The 12,407-nt window shown below is 52.3% G+C and carries 11 protein-coding genes and 2 tRNA genes; 1 reads left to right on the forward strand and 12 read right to left on the reverse strand.

From position 1 onward, the window contains the following. Positions 1–431 precede the first annotated feature (431 nt). From L6H70_RS10595 to L6H70_RS10650, 12 genes are all read right to left on the reverse strand, one after another. Positions 432–505, reverse strand: a tRNA-Ile gene (locus L6H70_RS10595). Between the two features lie 44 nt (positions 506–549). Next, a tRNA-Met gene (locus tag L6H70_RS10600) sits at positions 550–626 on the reverse strand. Between the two features lie 81 nt (positions 627–707). Next, complete coding sequence (locus tag L6H70_RS10605; RefSeq protein ID WP_019909365.1) at positions 708–872, reverse strand: hypothetical protein; 165 nt, start codon at positions 870–872, stop codon at positions 708–710. Positions 873–1,060: 188 nt separating this feature from the next. After that, on the reverse strand, positions 1,061–1,702 hold the full coding sequence (pyrE, locus tag L6H70_RS10610; protein ID WP_236332606.1) for an orotate phosphoribosyltransferase: 642 nt from the start codon (positions 1,700–1,702) through the stop codon (positions 1,061–1,063). Then, positions 1,699–2,478, reverse strand: coding sequence for an orotidine-5'-phosphate decarboxylase (pyrF, locus tag L6H70_RS10615; protein ID WP_236332609.1), 780 nt, complete (start codon positions 2,476–2,478; stop codon positions 1,699–1,701). The genes pyrE and pyrF overlap by 4 nt, the downstream gene beginning before the upstream one ends. Before the next feature lie 109 nt (positions 2,479–2,587). Further along, complete coding sequence (gene carB / locus L6H70_RS10620; protein ID WP_236332611.1) at positions 2,588–5,809, reverse strand: carbamoyl-phosphate synthase large subunit; 3,222 nt, start codon at positions 5,807–5,809, stop codon at positions 2,588–2,590. A 1-nt stretch (position 5,810) separates the two neighbouring features. After that, positions 5,811–6,989 carry a glutamine-hydrolyzing carbamoyl-phosphate synthase small subunit gene (carA, locus tag L6H70_RS10625; RefSeq protein ID WP_236332613.1) on the reverse strand — a complete coding sequence of 393 codons (1,179 nt, stop codon included), beginning with the start codon at positions 6,987–6,989 and terminating at the stop codon, positions 5,811–5,813. Between the two features lie 132 nt (positions 6,990–7,121). Beyond that, a complete protein-coding gene (locus L6H70_RS10630) occupies positions 7,122–8,402 on the reverse strand; it encodes a dihydroorotase (protein WP_236332615.1) in 1,281 nt (426 codons plus the stop codon). A 119-nt stretch (positions 8,403–8,521) separates the two neighbouring features. Beyond that, positions 8,522–9,430 (reverse strand): aspartate carbamoyltransferase catalytic subunit, encoded by a 909-nt coding sequence (locus L6H70_RS10635; RefSeq protein ID WP_236332617.1) that lies wholly within the window; start codon positions 9,428–9,430, stop codon positions 8,522–8,524. A gap of 2 nt (positions 9,431–9,432) precedes the next feature. After that, positions 9,433–10,011, reverse strand: a complete 579-nt coding sequence (pyrR, locus tag L6H70_RS10640) for a bifunctional pyr operon transcriptional regulator/uracil phosphoribosyltransferase PyrR (RefSeq protein ID WP_236333232.1) — start codon at positions 10,009–10,011, stop codon at positions 9,433–9,435. 629 nt (positions 10,012–10,640) lie between these two features. Beyond that, a complete protein-coding gene (locus tag L6H70_RS10645; RefSeq protein ID WP_236332619.1) occupies positions 10,641–10,901 on the reverse strand; it encodes a hypothetical protein in 261 nt (86 codons plus the stop codon). 105 nt (positions 10,902–11,006) lie between these two features. Beyond that, positions 11,007–11,645, reverse strand: a complete 639-nt coding sequence (locus L6H70_RS10650; RefSeq protein WP_236332621.1) for a GyrI-like domain-containing protein — start codon at positions 11,643–11,645, stop codon at positions 11,007–11,009. A gap of 156 nt (positions 11,646–11,801) precedes the next feature. Here L6H70_RS10650 and L6H70_RS10655 point away from each other — a divergent pair, with 156 nt between their 5' ends. Beyond that, a complete protein-coding gene (locus tag L6H70_RS10655; protein ID WP_236332623.1) occupies positions 11,802–12,368 on the forward strand; it encodes a GNAT family N-acetyltransferase in 567 nt (188 codons plus the stop codon). The last annotated feature ends 39 nt before the right edge of the window (positions 12,369–12,407 follow it).

The following is a 12,407-nucleotide window of genomic DNA, read 5'->3' on the forward strand; positions in this document are numbered from 1 at the left end:
TCCGTTTCATTTGCTGCATTCAGAAATTCATAGGTTACTACATCTAGAGTATAAGTATGATAGCCATATGAACCATCCGGTGCACTTGTTGCTTGATCGCTATTAGTCTAAGTATGATTAGAGGATTGACTTGTACCAATTAAAGCGTTAGTCCACTGTACATTGTTAATATATGCACCACAATGAAGACCTTGATAAGGAGCTTGTCCTATAGTTGTCATTCGCTCACATCTGTTGCCGATCATGCAGGAAGAGGCCGTTGAGAGAATTGAAAATGAACTCAATAAATTTGCAGAAAAGCAGCTTGGACCTGTGAAATAAAAGTCTCCGTTAGCAAGCTTAAAAATATAGCCTTTCCCCACTCCCGCATATTCGCTCCATCGAGCCTACTTATAGCAAAAACCCCTTGCTAGGCAAGGGGTTTAGTGAAGTGGGCCCTACAGGACTCGAACCTGTGACCAATCGGTTATGAGCCGACCGCTCTAACCAACTGAGCTAAGGGCCCGGATCTAAAGTATCCGAATGTACAATGGCTGTAGGAAAATAAATTGGTTGCGGGGGCAGGATTTGAACCTGCGGCCTTCGGGTTATGAGCCCGACGAGCTACCGGGCTGCTCCACCCCGCGTCAGTAATCATATTCAAACAGCGACAATAGTTAATATACATTAAATGAGGCCCTAAAGTCAAGGATGAAATTGTTAATTCTTCAGGGTAAGAATCGCACCCCGTAACGCCCTTTCCGTGAACGGTAAATCTCTACAAAACGCGGGTCATGATAGCCGTAAATCCAGCCGTCCTGCTCCAGTCTTTTTGCCAGGCAGCCTGCTTGAAATCTCGTCCTGAACAGCTTTGCAAAGTATATCCAGTTCATGATGGATGTCTCCCTTGAGGTTGTTGTTCAACGCTGCAATTATAGGATACCCCACTATGATAAAAAAATATGCGCGACTTCCGGATTTCATTACTGAAAAACCGGAACTCCCGCATGTAATGCCTTCCGGCGGCCAGTTGGCACGCCGGACTCAAGCTTGTGTTAACTTAATGGGCCGATCCTTACACTTACACTCCAAACGATGCCGGATCTTTACGCCACGATTGCAGCAGAGCTACATCGCCCTCGGCGATCTTGCCTTGGCTCAGGGCTACATCAATCAGAGTGGTGTAGTTGGACAGGCTTTGCAGGGGCACTCCGGCTGCAGTGAAGCCTTCAGTCGCACGGTCCAGCTCATAGCTGAAAATCGCCAGTACCGCCAGCACTTCTCCGCCTGCTTCTTCTACGGCCTGAGCCGCTTTGATCGAGCTGCCCCCGGTGGAGATCAGGTCCTCGATGACAATAACCTTTTGGCCGGGAGAGATGATGCCTTCGATCTGGTTCTGTTTGCCGTGGCCCTTGGCCTTGTCACGGATGTAGGCCATCGGCAGGTTCAGCTTGTCGGCCACCCAGGCCGCGTGCGGGATACCCGCAGTCGCTGTACCTGCAATTACCTGAGCTTCAGGGTAGCTGGATTTAATCAGCTCTGCGAAGCCATTTGCGATATAGTTACGCACTTCCGGAAAAGACAGAGTCAGACGGTTGTCGCAATAGATTGGCGATTTAATGCCTGAGGTCCAGGTGAACGGGTCCTGCGGGCGCAGTGCAACCGCCCCAATCTCCAATAGATAAGCTGCGACCTGTTCGCTTGTATTCGATAATGTACTCATACTTGAGTCATCTCCTCAATGATTGATAGTGCAGCTGCGCGCGGATCGGCTGCTGCGGTAATCGGGCGGCCCACTACAAGGAAGTGGCTGCCCTGCCGGATAGCTTGTCCAGGCGTCATAACCCGGGATTGATCGTCCAGTGAGGCGCCTGCCGGACGGATACCCGGAGTCACAGTAACGAACTCCGGACCGCAGGCCGCAGCGATAGCTGCAGACTCCTGCGGGGAAGCAACGACGCCGTGCAGGCCGGCTTCTGCCGCCAGACGGGCGTAGCGCACCACGGTATCCTCTACGTTCCCGGCAATACCAATTTCTCCATTCATGACTTCCTGGCTGGTACTCGTAAGCTGTGTCACCGCGATAATCAGCGGAATATGCAGTGAAGGATGCAGGCTGACTGCCTTCGCGGCCCCCTCAAGCGCTGCTGTCATCATCGCCTTGCCTCCGGAAGCATGGACATTGAACATATCCACGCCGAGCCTCGTGATGCTCTCCGCTCCACCACGGACGGTGTTCGGGATATCATGCATTTTGACATCAAGGAACACGGAATACCCGCGGTCCTTCAGCTCCCGGATAAAGTCCGGTCCAGCTGCATAGAACAGCTGCATGCCGACTTTCAGGTAGCACGGGATGCCTTCCAGCTTATCGATCAGTACCCTGGCCTCGGCTGCATCAGGATAATCAAGGGGAATCATCAGCCTTCCGGCCATTTCATCCCGTTTGGTGATATGACCGATACTCTCATGTTGGGCCTGTTCTGGAGTCTGCTCCATGGTTGTTATCCATCTCCTTCAGTACAGGTCCCGGGCACAGCGGAACGGTCTGCGATAACGCAAACCGTCCTTTGTGGAACCGCCCGGAAGCTGCCCGTAATTTTCTATTTTATTGTCCGACAAAAGCTGGCATCGACTGCGACGAGAAGTTAATCGTCTGCAGCATTCTCAGCAGCGCCGTTACCGTATCCAGTGATGTCATACATACGACCCCGTTCTCTACCGCTTCGCGGCGGATACGGAAGCCGTCGCGTTCCGGCGTCTTGCCTTTGGTCAGGGTATTGAATACGAAGTTGGCTTGACCGCTGCGGATCAGGTCAAGGATGGTAGGCTCACCTTCATCCAGCTTGTTGACGTTCATCACGTTCAGGCCGGCCTGTTCAAGCGCCTGCGCCGTACCGCCGGTTGCGATGATTTTGTAGCCCATAGCGTGGAAGCCCTTCATCAGCTCTACTGCCTCAGCTTTATCTTTGTCCGCTACTGTAACGATGATCGCACCGGTTGCCGGAATTTTCATACCCGCACCGATCAGCCCTTTGTACAGCGCCTTAGCATACAGCTTGTCGCGGCCCATAACTTCACCGGTAGATTTCATTTCAGGTCCCAGGGTAGGCTCTACTCTGCGCAGCTTGGCAAAGGAGAACACCGGCACTTTAACCGATACATAGTCGCTTTCCGGCCACAGGCCTTCTGTGTAACCATCTTCCTTCAGCTTGCCGCCGAGGATGATTTTGGTTGCCAGGTTAGCCATCGGAATGCCGGTTACCTTGCTCAGGAAAGGAACCGTACGCGAGGAGCGCGGATTCACTTCGATTACATATACTTCATTCTGGTAAATAACAAACTGGATGTTGACCAGTCCGATCGTTTTCAGCTCTTTGGCAATCTTGATCGTAATTTCACTGATCTTCTGTTTCAGCCCTTCATCCAGATACTGCGGAGGGTATACAGCGATTGAGTCGCCGGAGTGAACGCCTGCGCGTTCCACGTGCTCCATGATGCCCGGAATAACAACCGTTTCGCCGTCGCAGATCGCATCAACCTCGACCTCTTTACCCAGCATATAACGGTCGATCAGCACCGGGTGCTCCGGATTAACCTTCACCGCTTCCACCATATAGCTCATCAGCTCAGCATCATTGTAGACAATCTCCATTGCGCGTCCGCCTAGTACATAAGAAGGGCGTACAAGCACCGGATAGCCGAGTGATTGTGCAGTTTCTACAGCCTGACTGGCATCGGTAACCGTCTTGCCTTTCGGCTGAGCGATATCGAGGCGGGCCAGCAGTGCTTCGAACCGCTTGCGGTCTTCAGCTTCATCAATGCTCTCCAGGCTCGTGCCGAGAATATTAACACCGGCTGCCGCCAGCGGCGCAGCAAGGTTGATCGCCGTTTGTCCGCCGAATTGGACGATGACCCCAATCGGATTCTCCTGTGCGATCACGTTCATTACATCTTCAAAGAACAGCGGTTCAAAATACAGCCGGTCTGAAGTATTAAAGTCCGTCGATACGGTCTCCGGATTGTTGTTGATAATGACAGCTTCGTAGCCGGCCTTTTGAATGGCCCATACCGCATGTACGGTAGAGTAGTCAAATTCAATCCCCTGGCCGATCCGGATCGGACCGGAACCGAGCACGATTACTTTTTGCTTATCCGAATGGGTCACTTCATTTTCTGTCTCATAGGTAGAGTAGTAGTAAGGTGTTGTCGCTTCGAACTCAGCCGCACAGGTATCTACCATCTTGAAGACCGGCGTCAGGCCCTGTTGCAGGCGCATAATACGGACATCTGCTTCCTTCGTCTGTGCCCCGCCCGGGCGTCCTTCTGCACGAATTTCGGCAATAGCCCGGTCAGTAAAGCCTTTACGTTTGGCCTGGTAGAGTGTTTCTGCGCTTAACGTCTCTTCACTGCGCAGCACATCCTCAAAGTTAATCAGGCCTTCAATCTTGGACAGGAACCACCAGTCCACGTTCGTGATATCCTGAATTTCCTGCAGGCCGTAGCCGCGGCGGAACGCTTCCGCAATCAGGAACAGACGCTCATCATCGGGCTTCGCCAGGCGGGTTCGCAGCACGCTCTCTTCCAGCAGCTCGGCGCCCGGCAGACGGAAGCGGTGTACACCGATTTCCAGGGAACGGATCGCTTTATGGATCGACTCTTCAAAGGTACGGCCAATCGCCATTACTTCTCCGGTCGCTTTCATTTGTGTGCCCAGCTTGCGGTTCGCGTAAATGAACTTGTCGAACGGCCAGCGCGGGATTTTGCTGACGATGTAATCCAGTGTCGGCTCAAAGCAGGCATAGGTCTGGCCGGTAACCGGATTGACGATCTCATCCAGCGTGTAGCCGAGGGCGATTTTGGCTGCCATTTTGGCAATCGGATAACCGGTCGCCTTCGAGGCCAGCGCCGAGGAGCGGCTTACGCGCGGGTTTACTTCAATTACATAATATTGGTAGCTCTGCGGATCAAGCGCGAACTGCACGTTGCAGCCGCCTTCGATATTCAGCGCACGGATAATCTTCAGCGAAGCGCTGCGCAGCATCTGGTATTCACGGTCTGAGAGTGTCTGGCTCGGCGCTACGACGATACTATCTCCTGTATGTACACCAACAGGATCAAAGTTCTCCATGTTGCAGACTACGATACAGTTGTCATTCGCGTCACGCATTACTTCATATTCTACTTCCTTCATGCCGGCGATACTCTTCTCCACCAGACACTGGCCGATCGGGCTGTAACGGATCCCTGCTTTTACCGTCTCGCGCAGCTCTTCCGCGTTGTCGCAAATTCCGCCGCCAGTCCCGCCCAGGGTATAAGCCGGACGCACAATCAGCGGAAAGCCGATTTCCTCAGCAAAGCTCATAGCTTCCTCAACCGTTGTAATGATGGTACTTTCCGGTACTGGCTGTTCCAGCTCACGCATCAGCTCCCGGAACAAGTCGCGGTCTTCTGCTTTTTCGATGGACTCCAGCTGGGTTCCGAGCAGCTTCACGTTCTCCGCCTCCAGCACGCCGGCACGGGCCAGTTCAACTGCCATATTCAGGCCGGTCTGGCCGCCCAGTGTCGGCAGCAGGCCATCCGGACGCTCTTGGCGGATAATGGCCGTTACGAATTCGAGTGTAATCGGCTCGATGTAGACCTTATCAGCCATATTGGTATCCGTCATAATCGTGGCCGGGTTACTGTTGATCAGTACAACCTCAACGCCTTCTTCTTTCAGCGCCTGGCAGGCCTGGGTTCCCGCATAGTCAAACTCAGCGGCTTGCCCGATGACGATCGGACCGGAGCCGATGACGAGGATTTTTTTAAGCTTATCGTTCTTTGGCATGTTATAGAGCTCCTTTCACGGCTTCAAGCTTAGTAGTAGGTTTCGGTGCCGTGATTCTGGCATTTGCCGCAAGCTGGGCCTGGCGTGAGCCGGCAGGTGTCTTCGCTTTGTGGTCGGCAATCATTTGCAGGAAACGGTCGAACAAATAGCTGCTGTCATGCGGTCCCGGCGCTGCTTCCGGATGGTATTGCACCGAAAATGCAGGGTAACGGGTATGTTTTAAACCTTCAATGGTCTTATCATTGTTGTTGATGTGTGTCACTTCCAGCTCCGTGCTCTGTACCGATTCATCATTAACGGTGTAGCCATGGTTCTGTGAAGTGATGAAGCAGCGTCCGCTTTCCAGCTCCTTGACCGGATGGTTCCCGCCGCGGTGGCCGAATTTCAGCTTCTCGGTGTCTGCGCCGCAAGCCAGAGCGAACAATTGGTGACCCAGACAGATACCGAAGATCGGATATTCACCGAGCAGCTCGGAGATCGTCTTCACCGCATAAGGCACATCCTTCGGGTCCCCAGGGCCGTTGGACAGCTGGATACCGTCCGGGTTCAGACGGCGGATTTCGTCCGCTGTCACATCATGCGGTACTACAACCACGTCGCAGCCGCGGCTGTTCAGCTCGCGCAGAATACCGGTCTTTGCGCCGTAATCAACCAGCACGATCCGCTCTTTGGTTCCCGGGCTGCTGTAAGTCTTAGTTGTAGAAGTACGGGCAACCTGGTTGCGCAGCTCTTCAATCGTTGTATCTCCCATCATTTCCATCAACTCTTCCACACGCTTATTCGATGTAGTCAGGATGGCTTTCATGGTGCCGTAGTGGCGGATAATGCGGGTCAGCATCCGGGTGTCGATCTCGCTGATGCCGGGAATGCCATATTCCTTCAGCAGGTCATCAACGCTATATTCAGCACGCCAGTTGCTTGGCACTTCCTCATGGCGGCGTACAACAAAGCCGTGAACAAACGGACGCACAGATTCGAAATCATCGCGGGTGATGCCATAGTTTCCGATCAGCGGATAAGTCATGGTAACAATCTGTCCACAATACGAAGGATCTGACAGCACCTCCTGATATCCTGTAATCCCTGTGTTAAATACAACCTCGCCTGTCATTTCGCCTTCAGCGCCAAATGCGGTGCCTGTAAAAAGCGTTCCGTCCTGTAGCAGCAATCTCGCCTGCATTCCCTTCCACTCCTTCTTGTTTCTGTAGTCTGATTCTATGCCTTGCATCACTAGCGGAGTGTACGCGCCAAAATGCCGCCGTAGGTTCACCTGCTCCATACAGCGGGCATTTTCGTCCCACCAGTTCGTTAATTACGCTTTAGTCCATACCTCTTTGCCATCAACCCAGGTCTTAACCGGCCAGCCCTTCAGCTTCCAGCCGGTGAAAGGAGTATTGCGTCCTTTGCTGGCAAAAGCAGCCGGGTCCACCACTTGCTCTTCGTTCAGATCAATCAGTGTTAAATCGGCAGGTGCTCCTACCGCAAGTCTGCCTGTATTCAGCCGGAACACGCGGGCCGGATCAGCAGTCATCCGCTGTACCAGCAGTGACAGATCCCATTTGCCTGTAGCCACAAAAGCGGTATACAGCAGCGGGAAGGCTGTCTCGAAGCCGACGATGCCAAACGGTGCAAGCTGCATGCCCTTGGCCTTCTCTTCTTCACTGTGCGGCGCATGGTCGGTTACGATGATATCCAGTGTTCCGTCCAGCAGCCCTTCAATACAGGCTTCCACATCACGGCGCGAGCGCAGCGGCGGGTTCATTTTCCAGTTGGCATCAAGCCCTGGAATGTCTTCCTCTGAGAGCAGCAAATGATGTGGACACACCTCAGCGGTCACTTTGATGCCGATTTGCTTAGCTTGGCGGATCAGCCGCACCGATTGCTCCGTGCTGACATGGCACACATGGTAGTGGACGCCAGTCGCTTCGGCGAGCAGAATATCGCGTCCGACATGAATGGCTTCCGACTCATTGGGAATTCCCTTCAGTCCGTGCTTCGTTGCGAAGGTGCCTTCGTTGACCGCGCATCCTTCCACCAGTGAATCATCTTCACAGTGGGCGATGACCGGCATATCTAAGTCTGCTGCCAGCTTCATTGCATTCTTCATCATTTGGGCAGTCTGTACGCCTACACCGTCATCGGTAAAGCCAATCGCACCAGCTTCTTTCAAGGCGGCAAAGTCCGTCAGCTCACGGCCAAGCTCATTTTTGGTGATTGCCGCATAAGGCAGCACTTTAACGAGTCCGGCTTCACGCGCTTTGTCTTTGACGAGCTCCACGATCTCCGGGGTGTCTGTCACCGGGCGGGTGTTTGGCATGCAGGCGATCGTGGTAAATCCGCCCTTAGCTGCCGATAGCGTACCGGTTGCAATCGTTTCTTTATGCTCAAAGCCAGGCTCGCGCAGATGCACATGCATGTCAATCAGGCCGGGAGTCAGCAGCTTGCCTGCAGCGTCTACAATCTCTGCAGATTCATCAGCAGCCGGCAGATCACTTTCGATCGCTGTAATCATTCCGTCCTGAACTACGATATGCTTGATTTCCAGTTCGCCTTCTTTGTTCAATACGCTGGCGTTTTTAATGATCACTGTCATGATTCTCCTTTTGCCCGCAAGCCGCAGCTGCAAGCTCTCTCGTTATTATATAATAAAAATTCATCTTTGTGTATATTTATTAATACATTTATGTCAGGTTTTTATGAGTTCCCCTCCGGTTACAGAAGCGCCCGTTCCATCACGGCCATTCTGACCGGCACCCCGTTTGCCATCTGCGGGAAGATCCGCGACTGGCTGCTCTCCACTACTGCATCGTCAATTTCCACATTGCGGTTAACGGGCGCCGGATGCATGATGATGGTATTCTTGTCCAGTTTTGCCGCGCGCTCCTCGGTAAGTCCATACTGCTTGCGGTACTCTTCAGCTGACTGCAGGATACCCGTGGCATGGCGTTCCAGCTGCACACGCAGCATCATAACCACATCGGCCTTCAGAGCTTCCTCCATTGTTACATAAGGTGCGTACTGTGCCAGTTCCGGGGCCTTCATACTGTCCGGTGCACAGAACTGCACCTTCGCCCCCATCTTCGTCAGTCCCCAGAGGTTCGAGCGCGCTACGCGGCTATGCATAATGTCTCCTATAATGGATACTTTCAGGCCCTTCAGCTCGCCAAAGTTTTTGGTCATCGTATACATGTCCAGCAGCGCCTGCGTCGGATGCTCGTTGTTCCCGTCCCCTGCATTAACCAGCGGTATAGATACCTTCTCCGAAAGCTGCTGCAGGACACCCGCAGGCTTCAAACGCACAACTCCGGCGTCGATCCCCATCGATTCCAGCGTACGGACTGTATCGTAGATCGACTCGCCTTTTTCTACACTAGAAGCCGCAGCTGTGAAGTTCAGCACCTGAACCCCCAGGCGTTTCTCGGCCATTTCAAAGGAAAAGCGGGTACGCGTGCTATTCTCAAAAAACATATTGGCTACAAAGTGCGACTTCAGCACCGGGTTCAGCTTCTCGCTCTGATTGTCCCAGTAAGCCGTTCTGTTCAAAAGCTGCAAAATCTCTGTCCGGTCCAGCTCCTTAATCCCCAGCAGACTACGTTCCTTCACCTTGGTTGCTGTCATCATTGTTATCGTTCCTCCCGGTTCGAAATAATGTAAACCTCGTCTCTGCCGTCATATTCCTTCAGCGCCACTTCGATTTGCTCATGTCTGGAGGTCGGTACGTTTTTGCCGATGTAGTCCGGCCGGATCGGCAGCTCGCGGTGTCCGCGGTCGGCCAGCACAGCTAGCTGAATCATCCGCGGCCGTCCGCAATCCATCAGTGCATCCATTGCTGCGCGGATCGTACGGCCGGTGTAGAGCACATCGTCGAACAAAATCACTTTTTTGTCACGGATGCCGCTGGTGCCGGCGGGAAGGGTCACATTGCTCTCCACGACCGCCCGGTCCATTGCTTCCCGGTTGTCGCCGCCTTCGCGGTCATCCCGGTAATGCGTAATGTCGAGCTCTCCCCAAGGGATATCAACACCCTCGATCTCCTTGATCCGTTCCGCGATTCGCTGTGCCAGGTACACCCCGCGTGTGCGGATGCCGATCAGCAGGCAATTCTCAATCCCTTTGTTCTTCTCCAAAATCTCATGTGCAATGCGCGACAGCGCCCGGCGAATTGCCGTCTCATCCATAATTACATTCTTCTCGGTATACATTATCTGGCCATCCTCTCGCTTGTACGCCCGTTCAAGCTCCCGGAAATCAAAAAACTCCTTGCCCGAAACAGGCAAGGAGTGAAATCCGCAGATTACTAAAGATGGCGTGTCCGCGCGCATAAAAAGGCCCTCCGTACTCATACGGATTCCTTTCTAAGTCGCGAACCTCGATTCACGTTACCTTGCCAGCCTCACGGGACTGAATTAAAGGCGCATATTCATTTAACAGAATTATGACAGATGTTGAGGCGGGTGTCAAACTGGGAAAGATTTCTTTGGATTGGTGGTGGCGCTGGTTGGGTGTTGGGTGGTTAGGTGATGGGCGCTGCTGCGGGGATTTTGGACTTCCGGCCGCTGTTATGTTTGGATTTCCTGATTAATACCGCTAGCAGCGGTAGAAATCCAAACATAAAGGCGGACGCTACCGCTCCTACAGTTCCAAAATCCCCTCCGCGCTTCCACCTAACAGAAACCTTCCCCAGTTCGAAGGAGTAAGGGCAGCAAAGGCATAACGGCTGGCTGCGCCTCAGCGTTATCAACCATAAAAGATAAACACTAAAGATAAAAAGATAAAAAGATAAAAAGATAAAACTAAACATAAAAACATCAGCGGCAAAAACCCCGCCTGCTTATTTGATAAAGCTAACAATAATTAATACTAAGAATAAAACGGGGATACCGAACATCACAGCATAACCAATATACCGGATAGGAGCCGGCAGGGTATCCAAATCCACCCTCCGCGGAGGGCCACCGGCCTCAATCTTCTGCTGCGGAAGTAACTGATCATCTATATAGGCGGTTTGACGTTCCGTAACGGCTGTGCCCGCTAGCTTCCTGGCAGGCACAAGCTTTTCATATTCGGACTGTTCAGGATCTGTATGACTCATACACATCACTCCTTTCCGATTAGGAACCTCTGCAAGGATTCACTCTATACTTCCCCTATTTCCAATAATATTACATTTTTATCCAAGTAATTTCAATAATCTTAATCAAGCCTTCCGCACAGGATGCCGCAGAATCGTCTTCAGCTTGGCTGTCTCTGTTTTGCGTGGGTCAGAGAGGTAAATTTCATGATGCCGTCTGGCATCTGACAGGTCGCACAGCAGATCATGCTCTGCGATGTAGCTGTTCATTTTGGCAACTGTTGCGGGCTCGTTATCAAAGCTGCCAATATGCATACACTGCACGCATAGTCCCTCTGTGAATGTTACAAGTCCAGCCTTGGAGACATCAACCTGCGGCTTTTTCCGTTTCACTGCTTCGACCGCGGTGGCAAATACCTGTTCATTCACGAAATCAGGCTGGCGGATCATAGCTGTCCAGCTGAAGGTATCCTTGCTCGTGAGGTCCACTCCGCGGAGTCCCTCCTGCCACCACAGCCCCTCCAGCGGGGGCACCACATACTCAAAATAGCCGTGCGGCGCTGGCCCGTTTTTGGGTGACATTTTAATTGTATAGGATAGAGCATATAGCGTCTCCACAGCCTTTTGATATTCGCCCTCCGGATCATTTGGGTTGCCGTGCCCGTTTACCTGAATAAAGGTCATCGCCGGAACATCAATGATACCGGGTTCAGTCTTTGGCTGATACAGTTCTTTATTGGTTTTTTTATAATCCATTTTGTCCATATCTACACTCCTTTGAATGTGTACCTATTTCTATTCTATCAACCCTAAATAGACATCTGTATGTCATATTCCAAGGAGGGCAGGAAATTCAGTCTTCACTTCCTTTTTTACTCTTCCCATCCCGGTCTGCTATGATGAAATTGGAGGCGACGGATGATGAACATGGAGCTAATTACGATTGCACATTGGGATGATAAGCTGTGGAGATCTATCGAGCCGGTATACCGGGAGGCTTTTCCCAGCGGGGCGAAACCGGAAGGTATCCTGCGCAGTATGCTGGACCGGGGAATTGCCCATATCCATGCAGGCCTTATAGATGGACAAGCAGTTGCAATGGCTGTAACGGGAATAGTGAATGGTGCGGAAGGGAAACGTCTTATTATAGATTATCTGGCGGTCAGCCGGGAGCTGCGCGGCCGTGGGGCCGGGACGGTGTTTCTGGATCTGATCCTAGACTGGGCAAAACAAACTAATAACGTACTGGGCGTCATTATAGAGGCAGAATCGGGGAGCTCGGAGACTCATGCACAGCGTATTCACTTCTGGGAGAAAAACGGCTTCATCTTAACCCCTTATGTGCATCAGTACATCTGGGTTCCGGAGCCATATCAGGCCATGCTGAAACCGCTGGAGCAGAGCGCACAGGTAGAGGACAACGGTGAGTCCCTGTTCCGCTATATTAATAATTTCCACAAAAAAGCCTACCGTCCGTCCTCTAAATAAACCGGAGCAGAGAGGATACGTGTGGCTTGGGCCCATTAG

Origin of the sequence: Paenibacillus auburnensis (assembly GCF_927798115.1) — a bacterium.
GTDB lineage: Bacteria > Bacillota > Bacilli > Paenibacillales > Paenibacillaceae > Paenibacillus_AQ > Paenibacillus_AQ auburnensis.

Excerpts from the sequence above, each read along its gene's own strand:
- carA (WP_236332613.1), bottom strand. The coding sequence starts at position 6,989 with ATGCAGGCGAGATTGCTGCTACAGGACGGAACGCTTTTTACAGGCACC.
- L6H70_RS10645 (WP_236332619.1), bottom strand. The coding sequence starts at position 10,901 with ATGAGTCATACAGATCCTGAACAGTCCGAATATGAAAAGCTTGTGCCT.
- carB (WP_236332611.1), bottom strand. The coding sequence starts at position 5,809 with ATGCCAAAGAACGATAAGCTTAAAAAAATCCTCGTCATCGGCTCCGGT.
- L6H70_RS10650 (WP_236332621.1), bottom strand. The coding sequence starts at position 11,645 with ATGGACAAAATGGATTATAAAAAAACCAATAAAGAACTGTATCAGCCA.
- pyrR (WP_236333232.1), bottom strand. The coding sequence starts at position 10,011 with ATGTATACCGAGAAGAATGTAATTATGGATGAGACGGCAATTCGCCGG.
- pyrE (WP_236332606.1), bottom strand. The coding sequence starts at position 1,702 with ATGAGTACATTATCGAATACAAGCGAACAGGTCGCAGCTTATCTATTG.
- L6H70_RS10605 (WP_019909365.1), bottom strand. The coding sequence starts at position 872 with ATGAACTGGATATACTTTGCAAAGCTGTTCAGGACGAGATTTCAAGCA.
- L6H70_RS10655 (WP_236332623.1), top strand. The coding sequence starts at position 11,802 with ATGAACATGGAGCTAATTACGATTGCACATTGGGATGATAAGCTGTGG.
- L6H70_RS10635 (WP_236332617.1), bottom strand. The coding sequence starts at position 9,430 with ATGATGACAGCAACCAAGGTGAAGGAACGTAGTCTGCTGGGGATTAAG.
- pyrF (WP_236332609.1), bottom strand. The coding sequence starts at position 2,478 with ATGGAGCAGACTCCAGAACAGGCCCAACATGAGAGTATCGGTCATATC.
- L6H70_RS10630 (WP_236332615.1), bottom strand. The coding sequence starts at position 8,402 with ATGACAGTGATCATTAAAAACGCCAGCGTATTGAACAAAGAAGGCGAA.